This is a genomic window from Mycobacterium sp., from assembly GCF_049683355.1.
Classification (GTDB): Bacteria; Actinomycetota; Actinomycetes; order Mycobacteriales; family Mycobacteriaceae; genus Mycobacterium.
Window position 1 is genome coordinate 1 of the sequence record NZ_JBAUJB010000424.1, and the last position, 22,943, is coordinate 22,943.

Annotated in this window: 21 protein-coding genes and 1 pseudogene; 6 read left to right on the forward strand and 16 right to left on the reverse strand. The window is 69.5% G+C overall.

Annotated elements, in window-relative coordinates; genetic code table 11:
- From WA944_RS24325 to rplM, 6 genes and pseudogenes are all read right to left on the reverse strand, one after another.
- Positions 1-788: pseudogene (locus tag WA944_RS24325) on the reverse strand (hypothetical protein); the annotation flags it as partial.
- Between the two features lie 9 nt (positions 789-797).
- A complete protein-coding gene (locus WA944_RS24330) occupies positions 798-1,103 on the reverse strand; it encodes a type VII secretion target (RefSeq protein ID WP_526375240.1) in 306 nt (101 codons plus the stop codon).
- 51 nt (positions 1,104-1,154) lie between these two features.
- Positions 1,155-2,492 (reverse strand): phosphoglucosamine mutase, encoded by a 1,338-nt coding sequence (glmM, locus tag WA944_RS24335; protein WP_526611518.1) that lies wholly within the window; start codon positions 2,490-2,492, stop codon positions 1,155-1,157.
- A 107-nt stretch (positions 2,493-2,599) separates the two neighbouring features.
- Complete coding sequence (locus WA944_RS24340) at positions 2,600-3,028, reverse strand: hypothetical protein (protein WP_526371067.1); 429 nt, start codon at positions 3,026-3,028, stop codon at positions 2,600-2,602.
- Between the two features lie 99 nt (positions 3,029-3,127).
- Complete coding sequence (rpsI, locus tag WA944_RS24345; protein ID WP_163895742.1) at positions 3,128-3,595, reverse strand: 30S ribosomal protein S9; 468 nt, start codon at positions 3,593-3,595, stop codon at positions 3,128-3,130.
- A 14-nt stretch (positions 3,596-3,609) separates the two neighbouring features.
- Positions 3,610-4,053 carry a 50S ribosomal protein L13 gene (gene rplM / locus WA944_RS24350; protein WP_159233522.1) on the reverse strand — a complete coding sequence of 148 codons (444 nt, stop codon included), beginning with the start codon at positions 4,051-4,053 and terminating at the stop codon, positions 3,610-3,612.
- Between the two features lie 424 nt (positions 4,054-4,477).
- Between rplM and WA944_RS24355 the strand changes: the two genes are divergently transcribed.
- The gene (locus WA944_RS24355) at positions 4,478-4,885 is read left to right on the forward strand and encodes a (2Fe-2S)-binding protein (RefSeq protein ID WP_526373083.1); all 408 of its coding nucleotides are present in this window, start codon (positions 4,478-4,480) and stop codon (positions 4,883-4,885) included.
- A gap of 11 nt (positions 4,886-4,896) precedes the next feature.
- On the opposite strand, the gene glpK is transcribed toward WA944_RS24355, so the two are convergent.
- A complete protein-coding gene (gene glpK / locus WA944_RS24360) occupies positions 4,897-6,414 on the reverse strand; it encodes a glycerol kinase GlpK (RefSeq protein ID WP_526373081.1) in 1,518 nt (505 codons plus the stop codon).
- A 1-nt stretch (position 6,415) separates the two neighbouring features.
- A complete protein-coding gene (adh, locus tag WA944_RS24365) occupies positions 6,416-7,939 on the reverse strand; it encodes an aldehyde dehydrogenase (protein WP_526373079.1) in 1,524 nt (507 codons plus the stop codon).
- Between the two features lie 142 nt (positions 7,940-8,081).
- On the opposite strand from adh, the gene WA944_RS24370 reads away from it, so the two are divergent.
- On the forward strand, positions 8,082-8,624 hold the full coding sequence (locus WA944_RS24370; RefSeq protein ID WP_526373086.1) for a TetR/AcrR family transcriptional regulator: 543 nt from the start codon (positions 8,082-8,084) through the stop codon (positions 8,622-8,624).
- Here WA944_RS24370 and WA944_RS24375 read toward each other — a convergent pair.
- From WA944_RS24375 to eccCa, 6 genes are all read right to left on the reverse strand, one after another.
- Positions 8,522-9,376, reverse strand: coding sequence for an alpha/beta hydrolase (locus WA944_RS24375; protein WP_526647431.1), 855 nt, complete (start codon positions 9,374-9,376; stop codon positions 8,522-8,524). The genes WA944_RS24370 and WA944_RS24375 overlap by 103 nt on opposite strands.
- Before the next feature lie 228 nt (positions 9,377-9,604).
- Positions 9,605-10,924 (reverse strand): helix-turn-helix domain-containing protein, encoded by a 1,320-nt coding sequence (locus WA944_RS24380; RefSeq protein WP_526373077.1) that lies wholly within the window; start codon positions 10,922-10,924, stop codon positions 9,605-9,607.
- Positions 10,925-11,050: 126 nt separating this feature from the next.
- Positions 11,051-11,347, reverse strand: a complete 297-nt coding sequence (locus tag WA944_RS24385; protein WP_163888436.1) for a WXG100 family type VII secretion target — start codon at positions 11,345-11,347, stop codon at positions 11,051-11,053.
- An 11-nt stretch (positions 11,348-11,358) separates the two neighbouring features.
- Positions 11,359-11,700: a WXG100 family type VII secretion target gene (locus WA944_RS24390; protein ID WP_526373075.1), complete on the reverse strand. Its 342-nt coding sequence runs from the start codon at positions 11,698-11,700 to the stop codon at positions 11,359-11,361.
- A gap of 72 nt (positions 11,701-11,772) precedes the next feature.
- Positions 11,773-12,912 (reverse strand): type VII secretion-associated protein, encoded by a 1,140-nt coding sequence (locus WA944_RS24395; RefSeq protein ID WP_526373074.1) that lies wholly within the window; start codon positions 12,910-12,912, stop codon positions 11,773-11,775.
- Entirely contained in the window at positions 12,909-16,535 is a 3,627-nt protein-coding gene (gene eccCa / locus WA944_RS24400; RefSeq protein WP_526611514.1) for a type VII secretion protein EccCa, read from the reverse strand. Before eccCa ends, WA944_RS24395 begins: the two co-directional genes overlap by 4 nt.
- Positions 16,536-16,644: 109 nt before the next feature.
- Between eccCa and eccD the strand changes: the two genes are divergently transcribed.
- Both eccD and mycP read left to right on the forward strand, forming a co-directional pair.
- Entirely contained in the window at positions 16,645-17,796 is a 1,152-nt protein-coding gene (gene eccD, locus WA944_RS24405; protein ID WP_526611512.1) for a type VII secretion integral membrane protein EccD, read from the forward strand.
- Positions 17,793-19,148 (forward strand): type VII secretion-associated serine protease mycosin, encoded by a 1,356-nt coding sequence (gene mycP, locus WA944_RS24410; protein ID WP_526373141.1) that lies wholly within the window; start codon positions 17,793-17,795, stop codon positions 19,146-19,148. Before eccD ends, mycP begins: the two co-directional genes overlap by 4 nt.
- Here the strand turns inward: mycP and eccB are convergent.
- Positions 19,107-20,465, reverse strand: coding sequence for a type VII secretion protein EccB (gene eccB, locus WA944_RS24415; RefSeq protein WP_526373139.1), 1,359 nt, complete (start codon positions 20,463-20,465; stop codon positions 19,107-19,109). The genes mycP and eccB overlap by 42 nt on opposite strands.
- Before the next feature lie 102 nt (positions 20,466-20,567).
- Positions 20,568-21,119 (reverse strand): CGNR zinc finger domain-containing protein, encoded by a 552-nt coding sequence (locus WA944_RS24420; RefSeq protein WP_526373147.1) that lies wholly within the window; start codon positions 21,117-21,119, stop codon positions 20,568-20,570.
- An 86-nt stretch (positions 21,120-21,205) separates the two neighbouring features.
- On the opposite strand from WA944_RS24420, the gene WA944_RS24425 reads away from it, so the two are divergent.
- Positions 21,206-22,237: an EamA family transporter gene (locus tag WA944_RS24425; protein WP_526373137.1), complete on the forward strand. Its 1,032-nt coding sequence runs from the start codon at positions 21,206-21,208 to the stop codon at positions 22,235-22,237.
- Positions 22,221-22,883, forward strand: a complete 663-nt coding sequence (locus WA944_RS24430; RefSeq protein WP_526373136.1) for a cutinase family protein — start codon at positions 22,221-22,223, stop codon at positions 22,881-22,883. Before WA944_RS24425 ends, WA944_RS24430 begins: the two co-directional genes overlap by 17 nt.
- Positions 22,884-22,943: the final 60 nt, after the last annotated feature.

Genomic DNA, 22,943 nt, shown 5'->3' on the forward strand with positions numbered 1-22,943 from the left:
GCGGGTGCGGGTGCGGGTGCGGGTGCGGGTGCGACGCTGTCCTCGCATCGGGGTCTGTCATCACAGACAGCGGCAGGCGGCGCGTTCCACCGCGGACCGAGGTCTCCTGGCACTTCGAACACCGGTGTCCGCTCGGCCACCATCTCGGCGGTCGCGCGCTGGTAGGCGTCGGCGACCGAGGACATCGCGGTGCGCAGAGCGGTGAGCGCCTGATTCCGGACTTCATTGTCCACAAACGGTTTGACGGCCTGATCGATCATCTCGGCGGCTGATGCCCGGTCCCCCGCGCCGGTCGTCACCGTGGAGGCGGCTGCCAGCCAATCCGCACGCTGGGCTTGCGTGGCGTTCTCGATCGTGACCACCGCTTCCACCTTCGTGTCCACCGCCTGCCACAGGCTCTCCCGCAGCGCGCCCACCGCCTCGGCTGCGGTACGCACCGCCGTCGCCGCGGCCGCCGCCGCTTCGCGGTGCCGCTGCAGAAAGCCTCGAGAGGCTTCTGCGCCGGCACCCTGCCACGCTGCCGCAAGTGCGGTGAGCTGCCGGTCCTGAACCGCCAGCGCATCCTGAGAGGCCTCGGCCGCAGCCTGCAACGCCAGCTGATCACTGTGCAGCACAGCAAGATCCATGCCGTCCTCGCTGCCGTACCAGTCCCGCAACTGGCCGGGGTGCAGTGTCATGTCGGGATGCTGGTAGCCGAGTTGGCGGCAGGCCCACACGTACTGCTGCAGGATGTCGACGGCAGGTCCGCCATCGGCCAACCGTGACGGAACATCGAACGCCTCGGCCATCGCTGCGGCCTACCCCAGCCGTCCGGCGGCACGGGCGTCGACGTCCTCGTAGCGGTCCACCGATGCGCGCAACGCCCCGGCGATCTCGTCGGCCGCCCGTGACCACTGCCGCAGCGACGTCACGACGTCGTCCACGGCGGCGCGGAGTGTGTCCCCATGGGAGAGATGAGCGCGCCCGGCGCAGGCCGCCCCGAAAGCGAGCTCGCTGAGATGGATTCGGACAGCGGCGTCCACGATCGACGACACCGTCTCGTATTCACGCGCGATCGCGCGCACCGCCTCCACGTCGACGCGCGCAGCGTCTGTATACCCCATATGGGATTGGACGCCGGACAGGCCCGGTCGGTTCCTACCGGTTTCGCGAAGTCAGCCCTGTGCGCTGACCGACTCCGCGACCCGCACCGCCATCTGTCGGGCGGTGTCCTCGTCGACGGCTTCGACCATGACGCGGACCACTTGTTCGGTCCCCGAGGGACGCAACAGGATCCGCCCGGTGTCTCCGAGTTCTTCGGTCACCCGGGCCACCGCCTCCCGCACCGCCGGAGCATCGGCAACCGTGGCCTTGTCCATCACGTTGACGTTGATCAGCACCTGCGGCAGCGTCTTCATCGGCGCCGCGAGCTCGGCGAGACTGCGGCGGGTCTGCGCCATCCGCGACATCAATCGCAGCCCGGTGACGATGCCGTCCCCGGTGGTGCCGAACGCGGGCATCACCAGGTGTCCGGACTGCTCCCCCCCGATCGAGAACTGACCGGCCCGGAGCTCTTCGAGCACGTAGCGGTCGCCGACACCGGTGGTGCGGACGTCGATACCCGCCGAGCGCATCGCCATGTGCAGGCCGAGGTTGCTCATCACGGTGGCGACCAGCGTGTCGGAGGCGAGTTCCCCCGCCTCGTGCATGGCCAGCGCCAACACCACCATGATCGCGTCACCGTCGATGACACGGCCGTGACGGTCCACGGCAAGGCAGCGGTCGGCGTCGCCGTCGTGGGCCAGGCCGAGGTCGGCGCCGTAGGACACCACGGCCGAACGCAGCGCCTCCATGTGCGTCGAGCCGCACCCGTCGTTGATGTTCAAGCCGTCCGGCTCCGCATGGATCGGGATCACGTTGGCGCCGGCGGCCCGGTAGGCACGCGGCGCCGCATCCCACGCCGCGCCGTGTGCACAGTCGACGACGACGGTCAGCTCCTCGAGCCGGGTGGTGGCGGCCTTGCCGGCGTGCCGCAGGTAACGCTCCAACGCGTCCTCGGCCCGCACGACGCGGCCGATGCCGGCGCCGGTGGGCCGCGTCCCGGGACCCTGACGGACCAGATCCTCGATGCGATCCTCGGTTGCGTCGTCGAGCTTGTGTCCGCCGGGCCCGAAGATCTTGATGCCGTTGTCGGGCATCGGGTTGTGTGAAGCCGAGATCATGACACCGAAGTCGGCATCGTAGGCGCTGGTCAGATACGCGGCCGCCGGTGTGGGCAGCACACCGACCCGCAGCGCGTCCACGCCTTCGCTCGTCACCCCGGCGATCACCGCCGCCTCGAGCATCTCGCCGCTGGCGCGCGGATCTCGCCCGACCACGGCGACCCGCCTGCGGGTCTCACCGGTGCGGAGCAGCCGACGGGCCGCCGCGCCACCCAGAGCCATCGCCAACTCGGCGGTCAGTTCCTGATTGGCGACCCCGCGCACACCGTCGGTGCCGAACAGTCGAGCCATGGGAGACAACCTCTCACAAATAGTGGTTTGAGGGCCAACCGCAGCTCTCGGCGTCCGTGCCGGCACCGAATCGATACCCGGGCGAGATCTCACCTTGCGAGGCGGACCTACTCGCCTTCGGCCGCCTCTTCTTCGGCTGCCTCTTCCTCGGCTCCCGGAACGGCCGGCGCCTCGGATTCCGCCGTGGACTCCGTCGGCGTCGACTGCACCGGGACGTCGGAGTTCTGGACGATCAGCACATCCGGGCACACCTCCACGGATGCACCGTCGGTGTCAACCTGCTGCGCCACACCCGCGACGCTCGCGGGCTCGCCGCCGCAGACCTCGGTGACAGCTGCTGCGGCCTCCTCGAGGGGCACACTGTCCTGCGCTGTCGCGCCGCCGACCAGCACAGACACCATACCGTCGGAGGTCACGGGGGACTCCTCCTCGGGTTGTGCATGTGCGACGACCAGCCCGGCGGTGAACAGCAACGACCCGCCCACCATGGCACCGGCTGCGGCGTTCTTGACCACATTCATCTTCACGGCATTCATCGGCCTCTCCCTTCCGGCCATGCGGAGTACCCACCGCGCAGACGACTGACGCCCGGCCACTCGCAGTGCGAGCAGACCGGGCGCCATGCCGTGAACAGATCAGCGCTTGCTGTACTGAGGCGCCTTACGGGCCTTCTTCAGTCCGTACTTCTTGCGCTCGATGGCACGCGGATCGCGGGTGAGGAACCCGGCCTTCTTCAGCGCGGGCCGGTCCTCCGGCTGCACGATGATGAGCGCGCGGGCGATCGCCAGGCGCAGTGCGCCGGCCTGCCCGGACGGGCCGCCACCGTCGAGGTGGGCGTAGACGTCGAAGCTCTCCAGCCGGTCGACGGTCACCAGCGGGGCCTTGATCAGCTGCTGGTGCACCTTGTTGGGGAAATAGTTCTCCAACGAGCGGCCGTCGAGGTTGAACTGGCCGGTGCCGGGCACCAGGCGCACCCGCACCACGGCTTCCTTGCGGCGACCGACGGTCTGGATCGGACGATCCATCACGATGGGCTCGCGCGGAGCCGCCTCGGCTCCGGCGACCACCTCGGTCTCGGAGGTGGCGGCGATGTCAGAGGTCATCTCGGGGGTCTCGGTCACTGGGCCACCTGCTTGATCTCGTACGGAACCGGCTGCTGAGCGGTGTGCGGATGATCGGCACCGACGTAGACCTTCAGCTTCTTCTGGATCTGACGGCCGAGCTTGGTGTGCGGGATCATGCCGACGATGGCCCGCTCGACGACGCGGTCAGCGTGCTTTTCCATCTCGTCGCCGAGGGCCCGCCTGCGCAGCCCACCCGGATATCCCGAGTGGCGGTAAGCGAATTTCTTCTGGAGCTTGTCGCCGCTGATGGCGACCTTGTCGGCGTTGATGACGATGACGAAGTCACCGCCGTCGACATTGGGCGTGAACGTCGGCTTGTGCTTGCCGCGCAGCAGCTTCGCTGCTTCGACGGCGAGCCGGCCGAGCACCACGTCCGTGGCGTCGATGACGTACCACGTGCGTGTGGTGTCACCCGCCTTCGGCGTGTACGTAGGCACAGCGCTTACCCTTCTGTTTCGAGGCCTTCACCTCGGCGTTGGATCCCGGTATCCCGGGGGCCGGTCAAGCGTGGGCTGTGGACTGCCTCGGCGACCGGCAGGGACCCGAGGCGACCGGCGACCCGAAGGCCAGCGCACGCCAACGACGCAGCTTACCCGCGGGCGTCACCGCAGGTCAAAACGCCATCACCAAGGCAGCGGTTAGCGTGTGGACCCGTGAACTCCCCTGCCCGTGATTCGGCCGGTCACGTCGCCAGCCCAGGGCTGGTGGCGCAACTCGCAGCACTCGGCGAGTACTTCGCAATTCCTCCGCAGGACGACGGCGAATGGCGGACGCTGCCGGGGTTGCTGAATGAGGCCACGTTGCGCGGTTTCGTAGACCGAACCCGGACGGCGATTGCCGCGGCGTCACGCTGTCGTTCCGGTGAAATCCCCCTCCGGCTGGCTGCCTCTTCGTTCCAACTGGGTATCACGGCGCGTCTGTTGTCTCCGGCGGTCGGAGCGGCCAGCTGTTTCGACGCGGTGCCGTTGCTCGGTCCCGACTCGCTGTCCTGGCGGCCCCCTCGAAACCCTTTCCGCAGTTCGCCGCGCCACACATCGACTGGGCGGACGGGCCGACACCGGCACGCGCGGCAGAACTGATCAACGATTTTCTGCTCCGCGGCGTTCTGGAGCCACTGAACGACACACTGGACCGCCTGCTGTTGCTACCGCCGCCACGTACACACAGGGGCGGTTCGTCCGGCGAAGCTGCTGCCTGTTCTATCAGGCACCGCGGGCCGGGCTTTGCGGGGACTGCGTTCTCGGGTCGGCTCCAGACGCTTGGCCGTGACGCGTGGCCGCTCAGGACACGTCGACCCAGTCCAGGGTGCGTTGCACAGCCTTCTTCCAGCCCGCGTACCCCTCGGCACGCTGATCCTCGGACCAGTCGGGCGACCAGCGCTGGTCCTCCTGCCAGTTCTCCCGCAGCTCGTCGGGATCTGACCAGAACCCGACGGCAAGCCCTGCCGCGTAGGCCGCGCCCAGCGCAGTGGTCTCTGCCACAACGGGTTTCACCACGTCGACACCGAGCACGTCAGCCTGGATCTGCATGCACAGGTTGTTGGCCGTGATGCCACCGTCGACCTTGAGCACCTCCAGGTGCACCCCGGAGTCGGCTTCCATCGCGTCGACGACATCACGGCTCTGATAACAGATCGCCTCCAATGTCGCGCGGGCCACGTGGGCGTTGGTGTTGAAGCGCGACAGCCCGACGATCGCGCCGCGGGCGTCGGAGCGCCAGTACGGCGCGAACAGCCCGGAGAACGCCGGCACGAAGTACACGCCGCCGTTGTCCTCGACCTGACGGGCCAGCGCCTCGCTCTGCGCGGCCCCGCTGATGATCCCCAGCTGGTCACGCAGCCACTGCACCGCCGACCCGGTCACCGCGATCGAACCCTCAAGCGCGTAAACCGGTTTCGCGTCACCGAACTGGTAGCAGACCGTGGTCAGCAGGCCGTTCTCCGAACGCACGATCTTCTCGCCGGTGTTCAGCAGCAGGAAGTTACCGGTGCCGTAGGTGTTCTTGGCCTCCCCGGGTGACAGACAGACCTGGCCGACCATGGCTGCCTGCTGGTCGCCGAGGATGCCCGTCACCGCGACCTCGCCGCCGAGCGGACCGGTGGCCAACGTCATCCCGTAGGGCTCGGGCGAGGACGACGGTGCGATGCGGGGAAGCATCTGGCGCGGAATGCCGAAGAACGACAACAGTTCGTCGTCCCAGTCCAGCGTCTCCAGATCCATCAACATGGTCCGGCTGGCGTTGGTGACATCGGTGACATGCACGCCGCCGCGCGGACCGCCGGTCAGATTCCAGACCACCCAGGTGTCGCTGTTGCCGAAGATCGCATCACCGTTCTCGGCGGCCTCCCGGACACCGTCGACATTCTCCAGGATCCACTGCACCTTGCCCGCCGAGAAGTACGTGGCGGGCGGCAGACCGGCCTTGCGGCGGATGACATCACCCCGGCCGTCCCGGTCCAGCGCTGTGGCGATCCGATCGGTGCGGGTGTCCTGCCAGACGATCGCGTTGTAGTAGGGCCGCCCGGTGCGCTTGTTCCACACCAGCGCCGTCTCACGCTGATTGGTGATGCCCAGTGCCGCAACGTCACTCGGCTGCAGGTTGGTGTGGTTGAGCACCGAGGTCAGCACCGAGGCGGTGCGCTCCCAGATCTCGACCGGATTGTGCTCGACCCACCCCGCCCGCGGCAGGATCTGCTCGTGTTCGAGCTGATGACGGCCGACCTCCGCACCGGCGTGGTCGAAAACCATTGCCCGGGTACTGGTGGTGCCCTGGTCGATGGCCAGCACGAATTCAGCCACCTCAGAAGAATCCCTGCGCCTTGTCGCTGTAGCTCACCAGCAGGTTCTTGGTCTGCTGGTAGTGGTCGAGCATCATCTTGTGGTTCTCGCGGCCGATGCCGGACTGCTTGTACCCGCCGAACGCAGCGTGTGCGGGGTACTGGTGGTAGCAGTTCGTCCACACCCGGCCGGCCTTGATGTCCCGGCCCGCGCGGTAGGCGGTGTTGCCGTCACGGCTCCACACCCCGGCGCCCAGGCCGTAGAGGGTGTCGTTGGCGATGCCGATCGCGTCTTCGTAGTCGGTGAAGGACGTGACGGCCACCACCGGTCCGAAGATCTCCTCCTGGAACACCCGCATCTTGTTGTTGCCGGTGAAGATCGTCGGCGCGACGTAGTAGCCGCCGTTGAGGTCGCCCCCGAGCTGTGCGCGCTCACCACCGGTGACGACCTTGGCGCCCTCGCTCTTGCCGATCTCGATGTAGGACAGGATCTTCTCGAGCTGATCGTTGGACGCCTGCGCGCCGATCATCGTCTCGGTGTCCAACGGATCGCCCTGGCGCACCGCCTTGGTGCGGATCGCGGCCAGCGCGAGGAACTCGTCGTAGATGTCGGCCTGGATCAGCGAACGCGACGGGCAGGTGCACACCTCGCCCTGGTTGAGGGCGAACATCGTGAAGCCCTCGAGGGCCTTGTCCTGATAGTTGTCGGCCGCGGCGAGCACGTCGTTGAAGAAGATGTTGGGGCTCTTGCCGCCCAGCTCCAGCGTGACCGGGATCAGGTTCTGCGATGCGTACTGCATGATCAGCCGGCCGGTGGTGGTCTCGCCGGTGAACGCGATCTTGGCGATGCGGTTGCTCGACGCCAGCGGCTTGCCCGTCTCGACGCCGAACCCGTTGACCACGTTGAGCACGCCTGCGGGCAGCAGGTCACCGATGACCTCGAGCAGATACAGGATGGAGGCCGGGGTCTGTTCGGCGGGCTTGAGGACGATCGCGTTGCCGGCGGCCAGCGCCGGCGCCAGCTTCCAGACGGCCATCAGGATCGGGAAGTTCCAGGGGATGATCTGGCCGACCACCCCGAGCGGCTCGTGGAAGTGGTAGGCGACGGTGTCGTCGTCGATCTCCGACAGCGAGCCCTCCTGTGCCCGGATCGCGCCGGCGAAGTACCGGAAGTGATCCACGGCCAACGGGATGTCGGCGTTGAGCGTCTCCCGGATCGGCTTGCCGTTGTCCCAGGCCTCGGCGAGCGCGATCGATTCGAGGTTCTCCTCGATCCGGTCGGCGATCTTGTTCAGGATCACCGCGCGCTCGGCGGCCGACGTCTTGCCCCAGGCTGGTGCCGCGGCATGGGCGGCATCGAGGGCCTTCTCGACATCGGCTTCGTCGGAACGGGGGGTCTCGCAGAACGTCTGGCCGGTGATCGGTGTCGGGTTCTCGAAGTACCGCCCGGCGGTAGGCGGCACCCAGTCGCCGCCGATGAAGTTCTCGTAGCGGGGCTTGAACGACATCAGCGAGCCCTCGGCGCCGGGGCGTGCGTACACGGTCATGGTGACTCTCCTGGTATTCGTGGTGTGTCGTGTGTCACTGAACCTACGCCGACAACCGTTGCACCACGGTTGCATCGTCGAGCAGAATTCGAGGTATTACGAACCACGCCGCAAGCCCCGCCAGCAGCGCTCCCGAGAAACCGTGAACACGCTGGTGGAGGCGGCCGCGCAGGTGTTCTCGCGGGAAGGTCTGACGGCTACCACCAACCGGATCGCCGAGCGCGCCGGTATGTCGATCGGCACGCTCTACCAGTACTTCCCCGACAAGTTCTCGCTGTTGCACGCGGTGGCCGAGCGCCATGTGCGGGACGCCGACAGACAGCTGACCGAGATGTTCGCACAGCTCCGCGACGACGCCGCCCCGTTCGACGCCACCATGCGCACGCTGCTCGAGACGCTGGTCTGCCTGCACAGCGACCGGCCGCGGCTGCACGCACTGATGCACCGGGTGATGCCGCCGACTGCCGGCCAACTCGAGCAACTACAGGCGTTCGAGGACCGGATCGGTGACGAGGTGGCGTTCCATCTCAAGCGCTGTGACCGGGGCGGCGACGACGTGGAGTACACCGCCCAGATGCTGGTTCACGCGATCGACGCCCAACTGCACCGGGTGATGACCCGCCACGGATTCGACGTCGAGTCGCTGATGCTGACGGTCAACCGGCTTGCGCCGCCTCCGCGGTGAACGTCTCCGACATCGCGTCGCGCAGCTGAGCAAGACCCGGCTCTTCGATCGGGAAGTGTCCGCAGTTCTCCAGCATGACCAGGCGGGTCGGTGCGCAGATGCGGCGCAGGAAGCGGATGCTCAGTGCCGGCGGGGTCCAGGTATCGGCGGCCGGCGCCACCAGCGTGACCGGTGCCGCGTCGAACGACCACGGCGCGGTGTGGTGGTAGTTCATCCAACTGGACACGAAGCCCAGCGGGACGCTGACCCCGCCGCCGCGAGGATCGGACGCACACAGCTGCGACAGCCCGGCGTCTGAACTCATGGCAGCCATGTCGGCCAGCCAGCGGATGGGCACCCGGACCCTGCCGAGTGCGGGGTCGATCGCCCGCAGCAGCGCCCGGCGCCGGTCGTCCCGTCCACGCGATGCGGGTCGCGGCGGCACGTGCCCGCGGGTCGGACATGTCGAGCAGGCAGGTCGCCACGACCGCGGCCACTTCCCGGGTTCGCGACGCCACCTCGTAGCCGAGCATGCCGCCCATGCTGGCCCCGAACAGGATCAACGGGCGCGGGTCTGATGCGCGTTCGGCGCGCACGAGATCGCACAACAGGTCGATCCAGTCGTCGTAGCGGACCCGAGACGGGTGCGGTACGTCAGTGTCGCCGTAGAGCGGCAGGTCTGGGGCGAGGACGTCGACCCCGGCGCCGGCCGCTGCGGCCGCCGCGGGCCAGAGTGCACCGCTGTAGCCGCCACCCCCGTGGATCACCATCATGCGCACCGCGGCGTCCGGGACAGCCGCGCGGAGCGATGTGTACCCGCGTCTCACCCCACTGCCACCACGTGCTGGTGGGCACCGTCATGTCGGCGGTGTAGGCCGACGGAAAGAACTCGGCATAGGTCTGGAAATCCATGCCTAGATCCTCGAACAGCTTGTTGCTGTTGACAACTCGCGTTTGTGACCGGGGTACGTGCAGCTCAGGCGCATTGTGGGCGCCATTGCTCAGGTTCCGCCGAGCTCGAAGTCCAAGCCGGCGAGATGCCCGCCCGCCTGGGCGCGGGCCAACGCGTCGAGTCCTGCGGTGTCGCACAACGCCTGCCACCCGTCCCGGTCGTCGCGGCCTTCGGGTAGGTCGAGCCAGCGCCGCAGCAGGTCCGCACGCCCCCGGGCACTCTCGGCGAGCACCGCGCCGCGCAGCGTTGCCGACAACTGGGTGCGCAGCCGAGCGATCGCCGGGGACACCGAATGCGCCAGCAGCGGACCGGGGTAGCGCGCCAGCGCCGCCTCCACGTCGCCGCCGTCGAGCGCGTCGAAGACCTCGGCGACGTCGCTGGTGATGGGCGCCAACAGCCGGTACGGGCGGGATCCGAGATTCTCGGCTCCGATGACCTTGCGCAGCCGGGACATCTCGGCGCGCACCGTGACGACGTCGAGGTCCTTGTCGTCGAGCAGCACGGCCAGGTGGTCGGCGGACAGGCCCTCCGGATGCGTGCTGAGCAGGACCAGGATGTCGGCGTGGCGGCCGGTGAGCGGGCTGGTCCGCAGGTGTCCGTGGCTGTCGGTGGTCACCCAGCGCGGCCGGTCGCCACCGAGGACGACGAGATGTGGCCTACGGCTGGGGGTTTGGGCCCCGGCACCGGTCAGCCGCAGCAGTGCCAGGTGATTCTCGACGGCCACCGCGGTAGCCCGCACCAGCGCCAGCGCCTGCGAGGTCGCCACCGTTGGCCCTCCGGTCAGGTCGATGGCGCCGAGCAGTGCGCCGGTCGTGGGGTCGTGCACCGGCGCTGCGGTGCAACTCCAGGGTTGGACGACGCGCGAGAAGTGCTCCGACCCATGGATCTGGAGTTCGGTGTCCAGTGCCAGCGCCGTGCCGGGCGCGTTGGTCCCGGCGCCGCGTTCACTCCAGTCGGCACCGGGCACGAAGTTCATCGCCTCGGCCTTGCGGCATGCGGTCGGGTCCCCCTCGACCCACAACAACGTCCCGTCGGCGGCGCTGACGGCAACGACCACACCGGAGTCGACGGCCTCCTCGACGAGCAGCCGCCGGATGACGGGCAGTGCCGGTGCCAGCGGGTGCGTCTGGCGCAACCGGTCCACCGCGGTGACGGCGGGCGACGGTTGCGCTCCCCCGAGGTCGGGATCGACCCCCACGGCCAGGCTGCGTTGCCAGCTCTGGGCGACGATCGGCCGCACTGAGTTCGAGTTCAGGTAACTGGTGTCGACCTCCCCGGCGACGAACAACTCGTGGACCGCACGCAGCCGTGACGGCGAAGGTGTCGACCTCACGCCCGCCTGTCCGTGCGCCGCGTCCGGAGTTGCCACCGGCGTCCACGCTCCTCATCGTCGGCTGTGCCGCCACCCTAGTCCAAACTGCGCACCGGCAGTACTGTGCGGCCCCCGGATCGGCTCTCCTCCGCCCGGGGGCCGCACAGAAATCCGTTGGTGCCGTCAGACGCCCCAGGCGCCCGCGGCACTGCGATCGACGGCGGCCACGTCGTCGGCGCCGTCGCGTACCGCATTGCCGAGGCTGAACAGGATGTCGTTGAGCGCCGCCGCGGCCTGCTCCCAACGCGCCTGCTCGATGCGGTAGGCGTCGGCCGCCTCTCGCGTCCAGGTTGCCTGCAGCGGCGCGATCTGGGCACGCAGATCGTCCAGCGCGGCGTTCAGCCGGGCCGAAGTGGAGTGGATCTCCTGGCGGACGGTGTATTCGATCTCGCCGAAGTCATAGGACAGCATCGGGTTCACGGGGGTGCTCCTCAGAGGTTTCCGGCGACGGCGCCGATACGCTGCGAGTGACTGTCGGTGGCCTCCCGCAGAAGCCGCTCGTTGTCCCGGATGGTCTCCGAGATCCGCTGCAGCGCCGTGTGCAGCCGAAGCGACTCGGCGTCCCAGCGCTGCAGCACGTCACGGAAGCGCGTGGCGGCAACACCACCCCACACCGACGGCGGCACACTGTTCATCCTGCCGACGAAAGACTGCAGCATGGCCCGGATCTCCTCGTTGCGGGCATCGGTCTTGCCGGCGACCGAGACCATCAGGTCGAAGTCGGTGGTGAGCGCGGAACCCGAGGTGCTCGAGGGGCCTGAGGGGCTGGTCATCGCGATCCTTTCGTGGTGTGGCGAGCGGTATGTAAGTAGGACGCGGGGGCTGACGGTTCGGTTCCCACTTTTTCAGGGCAACACCTGTGCGGACTCGACGGCCTGGATGCAGGCGGCGTCGATGACGTCGCGCCGCGCCGGTGGCCCCTGGCAGCCGATGGCGATGCGGGTCGCGCCGTCGATCACCACGGCCCAGGCGGTGTCGCTGTCGGCTCGTCGTTCGCGATACGTCACCGCCGGTCTGTTGCCGACGTTGCCGTCCGGATCGAAGTCGACGAACAGCCCGGAAGGCTCGGACTGCACTGCGCGACCCAGTGATTCGGCCACCTCCGGAAGTGTCTGCGACACCTGGCCGGATGACTGGGTGATGTGCAGGGCGGTCGGGTCTCCGGTGGATGCAGAAACCTTCACCCGGGCAGACCCGGGTCCGGAGGTGATGCGCTCGACCGTCCACCGTGCGGGCACCCGCACGGCGACCCGCCCCTCGACCAGCAGCGTGCCGGCGGATTCTGAGGGCCGTTGGCCCGACAGCTCCTGCGCGGCCCATCCCCCGCCGGCCGCGGCCACCGACAGAAAGACCCCTGCCAGCACGGCAACGGTTCGCCTCCTGCGGTGGGCCGCGACGCCGACCGACCCATCCGGGCCATGATGTGGCATTGCGTAGTTCGCCGCGGCCAGCAGGCGATGTCGGTCGCTGTGTGCCACCGTGACCGCGGCGGCGTGCAGGCAGTCGGTGAGCGCCGGATCCGGCGGCGTCACCCCGGCGGGCACATCGACCACAACGGTGCGCGTCCCGCGAAGATACTGCGCGACATCGCCTTCGGCGCGAGACAACACCGTGACGCTCGCATCGGAAGAGGTGATCACCACAAAATCCTCCGAGAACTCGACTGCCGTGGCTGATCCGTGCCGCGCGAGGATCGAAGCGCGTTGCAGAACAACGACTTCGGTTGCACGACTGCGTGCCGAATCGGTAACGAGCTCGATGCGCGCCACGGACCACCAGGTCGGGAAGACCAACGCCAGGGTCCCGGTGTGCTCGGCGGCCACGACGTCGAGCACCTCACCCCACAGCGATCGAACCTCGACGAGGCGATCGCCGAGCAGTGCGAACCGGTCGTCGATGCACTCGATCGCCGCAGTGACCACTTCCTGCGGTGCGGCGGCGCCGGACCCTCGCACGGTCTGCGGGCCGACCTCGATCACGGTCACGGTGGCGCCACCCAGCCTATCTGGAGCAGTTCGTCCGGCCTACCGCGTGCGATGAGAGTGCCGCGACCAGGGGGCAGCGGAGCGGGCCGGGAGGTTCCGAGCAGCACTCCCTCGTCGGGGGTGGCGCTCATCATCAGCCCGGAGCATCCCATGTCGCGCAGTCGGGCGAGGACAGGATCGAACATCGCCCGAGCAGCCCCGCCGGAGCGGCGGGCCACGACCACGTGCAATCCGAGATCCTTTGCATGCGGCAGGAAGTCGGCGAGCGGCAGTAGCGGGTTGCCGGTGGCACCGGCCACCAGGTCGTAGTCGTCGACGACGACGTAGATCTCCGGCCCAGCCCACCAGGATCGGTTGCGCAGCTGCTGCTGGGTGACGTGCTCGTCCGGCATCCGCTGGTCGAGTCGGTCCGTCAACGCCGCCATCCGCGACGTCAGGGCCGTGCCCGACACCGAATAGCCGCCCAGGTGCTCCGACTCGATGACACCGAGCATGGTGCGACGGAAATCGACGATCTCGAGCTGCACCTCACCTGGGGCGTGGATCCGGGCGAGCTCGGTGCAGAGCAGGCGCAGCACCGCCGTCTTGCCGCATTCCCCCTCGCCGAGCACAAGGAGATGGGGGTGCTCGGCGAAGTCCAGCAGCACCGGTGTCAGGTCGCGTTCGCCGACTCCCAGCGACACTTGCTGCGGCCGGACCAGGGCGGCGGCGGCGACCAGCCCGAGGTGATCCACGCGGGTGGGCAGCAGTTCGACCGGCGGGGCCGCCCTGCCCGCCCGGCGACCGGCCACGTCGAGGTGGGGCAGCGCGATCGCGAACTCGCGTCCCTCCCGGGTGATCCCCCGCCCCGGCGGGCGCTCTGCCAGGTCCCGCGCGCGCCGGCGATCCATCTCGGACTCGGCGGGGTCACCGAGCCGCAGCTCGATCCGCGTCGCGATCTGGTCCTTGAGCGCCGGACGCAGCTCCGCCCACCGGCCCGCGGCGATGATCACGTGCAGGCCGTACGACAACCCCTGCGCGGCAAGGGCGGTGATCGGTGCCTCCAGTGCCTCGAACTCCTGGCGCGCGGTGCCCCAGCCGTCGATCACCAGGAACACCTCACCGTAGGGGTCGTCGGCCGACTCGGGGCTGCTGCGGTACTCGGCGAACGAGTCGACGCCCAGCCGCTGGAACGCCGCCTCCCGCCGCCGCAGCACCGTCTCCAGCGCAGCGACCGTGCGCCGGCACCGGTCACCCTCGCGACGGCCGGCGACCGAGCCGACGTGGGGAAGGTCGGCGAGCGCGGCCAAGGAGCCGCCACCGAAGTCCAGGCAGTAGAACTGAACGCTCTCGGCGTCGTGGGTGGCGGCCAGTGCGCAGAGCACGGTCCGCAGCGTCGTCGACTTTCCCGACCGTGGCGCGCCGACGACCGCGACGTTGCCTGCGGCACCGGACAGGTCGACGAACAGGTGCTCGTGCCGCTGTTCGTACGGGCGATCGACCAGGCCGATCGGTACCCGCAGATGGGCCGTCGCCGCGGTCTGCAGCAGTTCCCCGAGGCGCGGTGGCCGACCGAGCGGCGGCAGCCACACCCGATGCGCGGCGGGTCCGTGGCCGGCCAGCCTGCACAGCACCGTGTCCAGCACCGACCATGGCGGGATCGGGTTGTCCGCCTGCGGGTCCGACCGCACCGGTGGCGCCGGGAGCGACGGCGTGAAGAGCACGGCCGCCGGACGGTCGGCCGGCGCGGGCGGCGGTCGCCGAGGTGTGTACCCGCCCGACACGAACGCGGTCTGGAACCGCGCCACGTCGCCGGAGGCGGTTTTCAGGTACGCCGCTCCCGGCTGCGTCGGTAGATGGTAGGCGTCGGCCACACCGAGGACCGCGCGTGATTCACTCGCCGAGAACGTCTTCAGGCACACCCGGTAGGACAGGTGGGTTTCCAGACCACGCAGCCTGCCCTCGTCGAGGCGCTGACTGGCCAGCAACAGGTGCATGCCCAGTGATCGACCCAACCGGCCGATCGCCACGAACAGTTCTGCGAAGTCCGGCTGCTGGCTGAGCAGTTCGGAGAACTCGTCGACGATGATGAACAATGCCGGCAGCGCGGGCAGCCCCCGGTCCCGGTCCCGGGCACGGGCGTTGTCGTACTCGGTGATACTGGTGAAATTGCCTGCAGCTCTGAGCAACTCCTGTCGGCGATGGATCTCGCCGGACAGCGCCTCCCGCATCCGGGAGACCAGTGCCGCCTCGTCGGCGAGGTTGGTGATCACCGCCGAGACGTGCCGGACCTTCTCCATGCCGAGGAAGGTGGCACCACCCTTGAAGTCGACCAGCACGAGGTTGAGCACCTCGGGAGAGTGTGTGGCGATCATCCCCAGGGCCAGCGTGCGCAGGAACTCCGACTTGCCGGACCCGGTGGCGCCCACGCACAACCCGTGGGGACCCATTCCGCCCGCGGCCGCCTCCTTGATGTCCAGGTCGACGACGGTTCCGTCCTCGGCCGTGCCGATGGGGACGCGCAACGGCGTGCTGCCGGTGCCGGCAGACCACATCCGGTCCGCGTCGATCCGCTCGGGATCGTCGATCCCCAGCAACCCCAGCCAGTCCGCCGCCCCCTGATCGTGCTGAGCGGTGGCCGGCGACGGCCGGTGGCGTGCCAGCCGTCTGGCACACGCCAGCGCGTCCGCCAGAGGCATCGCGTCACACGTGACGGCGAGTTCGTCCGCGTCCGCGAACACGGTCACGGCGGGCCGATGGTCATCGGCGCGGATCTCGATGCGGGTCAGTCCTTCGGCGGGCACCGGCCCACCGCAACCGTCGACGATCACCACTTGATGCCGGCTGGTGCCGGAGGCGTTGTGGTGCGGAAGCCATTTCAGCCAGTCCCAGGCTTCCCGCGATTCCGGTCCGGACAGCACGGCGATGCCGACCAGGCACGGGTGGTGCAGCATCGCGACCTGGCACACCAGGGCGCGCACCACCGCGCGGGCTGCTTCGGTCTGACCTGTGACGGTGACGACCGCGGCGGACAGCAACGGCACCGCGACCGGCAACCCGCCGACAACCGCTCGGCGGTCCACCAACCTGCGGGCCGCCCCGGTGGTGACGGGGTCTGCGGTGTCGTCGGTATCGAGGTCGGGTGCCAGCACCGTGGTCGCCGCCGGTTGCTCTCCCACCCCGACCCGTACCGAGCCGAACTGCGGACGATCTGCGGTGCGTTCCCACATCCGCTCGGCGCCGGCCAGCGTCCACAACGCCCTGGGGTCGGGGTGGATTCGGTGCATCTCCGAATGCTGCTGGTCCGCGCAGTTCGCCAGCGCGTCGTCGAGGGTGTCCAGGTAGCGCAGGTACTCGGCGCGTTGGACGTTGATCTCGGCGATACGCCCCGCCCCGCGGGCGCCGTAAGCCAGGGTTCCGATCACCGACACGAGCATCATCACCGGGAAGAACAGAAACATCGGATTGCGCGCCGAGCCGTTACCCGAGGTCAGGTACAGCGCACTCATGCCCGCCATCGCCGCCAGCATCGCCACGGGCATCAGCCGCGCCATCGGACTCACCGGGGTCGGGTTCGGCAGCTCCGGCGGAGCGTCCAGGACGATCTGACCTCCCGGCATGACCGGGGACCGGGGAGGCGACATGGCGTGCGGGTCCATTGACGAATAGACGCAGCGGCCGCCAACTCCGTTCCATCCACAACCTGACAAATTTCTGCGTGGCCCCGGCGCCGAACCGGGTTACGTTGACGGTGTGCCGGATACGTTGTGCAGGTTGGTCATCCACGTGACGGGGCGGCAGCAGCCGGCGGCGGTCGACCTTGTGCTGCCCGCAGACTGCCCGGTCGGCGAGATGATCCCGTCGATCGTAGACGCCGCCGTCGGTGAATCGGTCACAATGGTTCACCCGCAGCACTGGTATCTGACCCGGGTCGGGGGTACCCGTATCGATACGTCGCTGTCGTTGCGGGAGAACGCTGTTGAGGACGGTGATCTGATCCTGCTCGGCACCGCCGCACCCCCCGCGCCATGCAGAACCTACGGTGACCCAGGTGACGTCGTGGCCCGGATCGCCGCCGAAACCGGCGGCGAGCCCACGCGCGCCGCGGTGTTGAGTCCAGGTGTGGTCGTCGTGGCGGTGGCTTCCGGATTTCTCGCGGTGCCCGACGCGCCATGGCCGGCCGCAGTGTTGCTCGCCGCGGCCTGTGGGTTGACCGTCTCGATCCTGTTGCTGCGCCTGGCATGTGGCGACACCGCGGTGTTGACCGGCCTTGCGGCGGCGACGGCGACGGTCGCCGCGACGGGGGCGGTCGCGGTGGCCACCTCGGCAACATTGGCGGTCAGCGGTGCGGTGTTGACGGTGCTGTCGCTGGCCGGGCTGTCCCTCGCACCGAAGCTGACGGTGGTGGCGGCCGGCTTGGGTCCGGCGCGCTCGGACGTCGACGACGCCCGGGCAGCGCTCGCGCACCGCATCCTGACCGGCATGGTCGCCGGATGGTCCTGCGCCGCCGCGATCGGGGTCGCGGCAGTCGCAACCCAGCCGCAGGCCGCGCCCGCTGTCGCCGTCCTGTTCGCCGCCGACGTCGGACTCCTGCTGCTGCTGCGTCAACGCTCCCACGTCGACACCCGGCGGCGGCTGGTGTCGAGCGCCGCAGGACTCTGCGCGCTTCTCGCCGCCCACACCGTCGCGGTGCGCATCACGCCCGAACACGCCGCCTGGCTCGGTGCGGCCGCGGTCATCGCCGGTGTCGGCGTGCTGCGCTGCCGGGTGGATCTCGCGCTGTCGAATCCCGTGGTCCGCCAGGGCGTGCAGGTCCTGGAGTACCTGGCCCTGGCCGCGGTGGCGCCCCTGGCGGCCTGGCTGACCGGGTTGTACGGCATGGTGCGGGAACTGAGCTTGTCATGAACATTGCCACCCGGGTGTGCCGCCTGCTGACCGTGGTGACACTCACGTTCACGACCGTGCACGCAGCACCCACCGCAGCCGCGGTGGCCCCACCACCACTGGACGATTCACGGTTGCCTGCGCCGGCCCCACCCGCGCCTCCGAGGCCCACCACCCAGCATGACGACTGCGCCACCGCTGCGCCGGTGTCGCCTACTTCGGTTGCCCCGGGCCAGCTCGCGGGTTCAGATCTCAGCACCGTCTGGGCGTTGACCCGCGGCGCCGGCCAGACCGTCGCGGTGATCGACACCGGCGTGGCCCGCCACCGGCGGCTCCCACATCTGGTTGCGGGGGGCGACTACGTGTCGACGGCGGACGGCGCGGCAGACTGCGACGGTCACGGCACAATTGTCGCCGGGATCATCGGCGCGACAGCTGATTCCGAGCAGCCCACGGCTTTCACCGGAATCGCTCCCGATGTCGCGATCCTCGCCATCCGGCAGTCCAGCAACAAGTTCCGCGCTGCCGACGACCCCGGCAGTTCGGGATCCGGCGATGTGGGGACCCTGGCCGCGGCGGTGCGCACAGCCGCGGACCTCGGCGCCACCGTCATCAACATCTCCTCAGTGGCGTGCCTGCCCGCCGACAGTGCCCTCGACGACCGGGCGCTGGGTGCAGCGTTGGCCTACGCCGTCGATGTCAAGAACGTCGTCGTCGTGACCGCGGCAGGCAATGTCGGCGGTCCCGGCCAGTGTCCCGGCCCCAACCCCCGCGACGCCGCCGGCTGGGACGAGGTCTCCGTCGTGGTCAGCCCCGCCTGGTACGACGACTACGTGCTCACGGTCGGCTCGGTTGACGGCCACGGCGCGCCGTCGCAGTTCAGCCTCGCCGGACCGTGGGTGGACGTCGCGGCACCGGGTGAAGGTGTCGTCTCGCTCGCCCCCGCCGGGGAGGGGTTGGTACACACCGTTTCCGGCGGATCCCCGATCTCGGGAACCAGCTACGCCGCACCGGTGGTGAGCGCGATCGCGGCACTGGTGCGCGCCCGCTCCCCCGAGCTCACGGCCCGCCAGGTAGTGCGGCGTATCGAGGAGACCGCGCGGCGCCCGGCGACCGGGTGGAATCCGGCCGTCGGCCACGGTGTCGTCGATGCGCTCGCCGCGGTGAGCACCCCCGGGCCCGCAGCACCGAGGCCGCAGTCCTCGACACCGTTGCCACGAGCGACGCCTGCCCCGGCAGTCGACCGGTCTGCGGGCGTCACGGCCGTGCGCGCAGCGGCGATCTGTGTGGTGCTGACGGGGATCATCGCGGTCTCGGTGGCTGTGGGCCGGTCACGGCGACGCGACAGTGCCATCGCTGATGCCGTCCCGTAGGACTGACGCGCCGGCCTGACTGAGTTCGGGCCCCCTTGGCAGCGCGGCTAGCACCGCCCAGGGAGCCGGCTGCGCCGGGTCGGTGAGCCCCAGGCTGGCGGCCGCAGCGCCATCGCGAACTCCGTACAGAACGCCCGAATCCGTCACCAGGAACAGTGATCCGGTGCTGCCCCCGCTGCCGGTGAGCCCGACGGAGTGGGCGAACACGCTGCGGCCTGGCGGCAGGAACACGGCATCAACCGCTGGGCCGTCCGCGTCGGCCTGCGCCAGCGAGACCGGAGTGCCGGCCGCCGGTACCGCGTGCCCGGTGCGCACCGCGGTCGCAGATGCGTTGCCGTCCGGCTCCACCCGCCAGTGCGCGCAGACCACGGGAGCCTGGACCACTCCGCCCCGTTCGGGATACGTCGTGACGGGCAGGGTGTCGACGACGGACACGGTGCCGACGTCGGCGGGTGATACCGTCGGTATCTGTTCGCCGACACGGTGATCGGTGTAGCGGAGCAGGTCTGCGGCCACCTCGCCGATGCGTTGCACACCGTCGGCGAGGACGACGAAGAGGTCCGCTCCGGAGTCGGGTGCGCCCGCGATGCGGGGGACTCTCACCACGGTGCCCACCGGGTGGTCGCGCAGCGTTCGCGGGCCGGGCTCGCCGGCTGCGGGCAGGTGTGGCGGCACGATCTGCGGGGCCTCGGGTATCGCCGCCAACACCGTGGCGGAGATCGGCCGCGGCACCACGCCCTCGAGACGCAGCGCGCGGACCACGGCGTGGTGGCGGAGGTCCACCCGAGCGCGTCTTCCCTCGTAGAGCAGGTAGGTGGTCGCGGCGCCCGCGCCGCGCGGCGTCACCAGCACGCCGGGCCCCGCGTGCCCTGCGTCCTCGGGTAGCAGTCCGGCGATGACGGTGGTCACTCCGCGCGGGTCGTCACACACCGTCCAGCTCGATTCCTCGGCTGTGAGGGGTGCCGAGATCGTCTCCGGTGCACCGGGGATGCCGATCGACGGACCACGACGCGCTGTGTCGACGGCCGCCTGACCGACGAGCCGCGGGTCGGCCGGAGTGCCCACGATCAACCGCGCGGAGGCCAGGTTCGGGACGGGGTGCACGGTGCCGTCGACTTGGACATACATCGCACCGGTCTCACGCACCACCACGACGGGTGCGTCGCCGAGTTCGCCCGCCGGTCTCACCAACGCCAGCACCGCGCAGACCGCCACTGCCACCGCCGCCAACAACGCACCGGCCGCCAACGAAATCGACTGTCCCCGAGGCGGATCGTCGAGCATCCGGGTGTCACCCCGCAGCAACGCGTGCTCCATCCGGTGCACCAGGAATCGGTGTCCACTGACGTGTAGGCGCGTAGTCGGTTGCAACTGCTGACCCCCTCCGGCCAGCCTAACGGTGGCCCCGGAGGGGTCCGATCACTTGTTGGAGCGGCGCTCCCGATAGGCGGCGACGTGCTGGCGGTTGCCGCAGTTGCCGGTGTCGCAGAACTTCCCGGACCGGTTACGGGACAGGTCGACCAGCACGGCCTCGCAGTCGGGGGCAGCGCAGATCTTGAGCCGCCGCAGCTCACCCGAGCGGATCAGGTCGGCAAGTGCCATCGCCATCTCGGCACCCATCCGCTGCCACAGCGGGTCGTGGATCGACGCGAGGTGCAGATGCCACTCCGGCATCTCGGCATGCCGCGTCAGCCATGGGGCCGCACGGGTGTCGCTGAGCAGCGCGTTGACCTGGCCGACCACTCGTTCCTCGTCGTCGGCGCTCTCCCAGATGCGGCCGAGACGGGTCCGCAGCCGCTGAACCGCCGCCAGCTCGGCGGCGTCGTGGTCGCGTCGGCCGGTCCACCCGAACGTGGCCAGATACTCATCGAGCGCGGCGAGGTCGGCGAGGCGCTCGCCGTCGACCCGGTCGGTGTTGATCAGCACGCACACCGCCCGCAACGTGAGGTCCGTGTCATGATTGAAAAGCATTTGACTCATGACTCCTTTCCGGGCTAGCGTCATGACCGAAGTTGGGTTTACTCATTACACCCCTATCGACATTTCGGAGGTGGCCCGTGGCTGCGAACGACTCCCACCGCTTTCGGACGGGCCTACTCTTCGCGATCGGCTCGGCACTCGCATTCGGTTCCTCCGGACCCTTTGCAAAATCGCTGATGGAGGCCGGTTGGAGCCCGACCGCCGCCGTCACGGCCAGGCTGGCCGGCGGCGCGCTGGCGATGGGAGTGTTCGCGTCGCTGATACGTCCCGGGTGGCTGCGCGAAGCGCGCAGGTACGCCCGCACCGTGGTGTGGTACGGGATCGTGCCGATCGCCGGCGCGCAGTTCTTCTACTACAACGCCGTCAACCATCTGTCGGTCGGCGTCGCCCTGCTCCTCGAATACACCGCTCCCCTGCTGGTCGTGGCCTGGCTGTGGGCGGTCACCCGACGCAGGCCCACCAACCTGACGCTGGGGGGTGTGGTCGTCGCGGTGGTGGGGATCATGCTGGTGCTCGGGATCCTGGGCGCCGACGGGCTGGCGGCCGCCGACGTCAACCTCGTCGGCGTCGGATGGGGTCTGGCCGCCGCCGTCTGCGCGGCCTGCTACTTCCTGATGTCGGACAAGGTCGGGGTGCAGGACCCCGATGGCCGGCCCGGACTGCACCCGATCACCCTGGCCGCCGGCGGTCTCGTCATCGGCGCCGTCACGGTCGGACTGATCGGGCTCACCGGGGTGATGCCGCTGACGTTCACCGCAAGCGACGTCGTGATCGCGGGATGGACCACCTCGTGGCTCGTGCCGGTCATTGCACTGGCACTGATCCCGACGGCGATCGCGTACACGCTCGGGATCATCGGCATCGCCCGACTGCGGCCCCGGTTCGCGTCGCTGGTCGGTCTGTCCGAGGTGTTGTTCGCGGTGCTGGCCGCGTGGCTGTTGCTCGGTGAGGCCATCACCGCGACGCAGGCCGTCGGGGGTGCGATCGTACTTGCCGGTCTGGCGCTGGCCCGTCAGGGCGACCGCAGCGAGGAGCTCGCGGCGGTGACCTGGCCCGACGCTCCCGCGGGTGATGTCCCGCTAACATCAACGGGTGACTTCCGATCTTGATGTGCGTCCGCTGGCGGCAGCCGTCGTGGCTGCGGCTGCGCTGCTCGTAGGACCATCCGTCGTAGCCCCGGCGACCGCACCGGTGGCCCGAGCCCAGAACTGCCCCGACATCGAGGTCGTGTTCGCGCGCGGCACCGACGAAGCGGCGGGCCTGGGCCGGGTCGGCCAGGCGTTCGTGGACTCGCTGCGCGGTCGCGTCGGCGGCCGGTCGGTGGGTGCCTACGCGGTCAACTACCCGGCGACCTTCGACTTCCTCCAGGTCGCCGCGGGAGCCGATGACGCCAGCGGCCACATCCAGTACATGATCGCCAGCTGCCCGAACACCCGGCTGGTGCTCGGCGGGTACTCGCAGGGCGCCGCGGTGGTCGACGTCATCGCCGCCATTCCGGTTCCCGGTGCCGGGTTCACCAACCCGCTACCCCCCAACACCCCGGACTTCGTCGCTGCCATCGCAGTGTTCGGCAACCCGTCGGCCAAGGTGGGCCTCCCCCTGACCACCAGCCCGGTCTGGGGTCCGCGTTCCATCGACCTGTGCAACGCCGGTGATCCGGTGTGCGGGCCGGGCGACGACATCCCTGCCCACAGCAACTACGTCTCCGCGGGCTTCACCGACCAGGCTGCCGGCTTCGTAGCGGGACTGCTGTAGTCCCGGTGAGATACGGTGTCTTGTGACTTTCGACCGCTCAAGCCGCCGGATCCTGGCGGC